Raw genomic sequence first — 831 nt, forward strand, 5'->3', positions numbered from 1 at the left:
CTTGGCGCCCTGCGCCGCCGCGGGAAGGCCGCCTGACCGGGGCCTGCCGCACGTGGCCGCAAGGCGGGCGCGGACGGCATGACACCATCGCCGAAGGGGCACCCGGTCCGGGTGCCCCTTTTTTCATGCGCCGCGCGCCGGTCGGGCGCCTGCCGTCGTCACCGTCCTGCCGGGGGCGGCGGCCCTGCGCATCGTCCCGCTGGCCATCCCCGGTCCGTCCTTGCGGATGCGTGCGCCTGCCTGTGCGGCCACGCCGGGGCAGGGGGGCGCCGGGATGAACGCGAGGGTCACGGGCGGCGCCCCGGCGACCGTGCCGGGTGAGACGGGCCTGACCGGGCGGCCATGACACCGGCCGCCGGATGCGCCTGCCGAGGACCCCGGCAAGGGCGGGTCACCAAGGGTGCGCGCGGGGTTTGACCCGGGGCGAAACCTGCGCATAGGCTGTTAACACCCATTGCCTCCACCGTCAGGATTCCCGTGATGCCCTTTCGTTGCCGCCCCGCATTCCGCGCCATCCGCCCGCTTGCCCGAACCGTCGCCATGGCCCTTGCCGCGCTCCTCGTGCTGGCCGCCCCGCCCGCCCCGGCGCAGGGGCTGTTCGACCAGATCCAGGAACTGGGCAAGAAGATACAGGAATCCGTGCCCAAGAACGAACGCCCCGGCACCGCGGCCACCACGGCCCCGCGCAACGGGACCGGCAGCGGCGGGATCAGCGCCGAGCGGCGCGCGGCGATGGCGCTGCAGCAGGGGCTGAACGACCTGGGGTTCGATGCGGGGGTGGTGGACGGGCTGCCCGGCGCGCAGACCCGGGCCGCGATCGGGCGCTTCCAG

Annotated in this window: 1 protein-coding gene; it reads left to right on the forward strand. The window is 75.1% G+C overall.

Translation table 11 applies throughout. The features are described from left to right. Positions 1–480: 480 nt before the first annotated feature. On the forward strand, positions 481–831 hold a 351-nt coding region (locus tag DDE13_RS22545; RefSeq protein WP_162631206.1), incomplete at its 3' end, for a peptidoglycan-binding domain-containing protein.

The organism is Meridianimarinicoccus zhengii, assembly GCF_003254465.1.
GTDB classification, from domain to species: Bacteria; Pseudomonadota; Alphaproteobacteria; order Rhodobacterales; family Rhodobacteraceae; genus Meridianimarinicoccus; species Meridianimarinicoccus zhengii.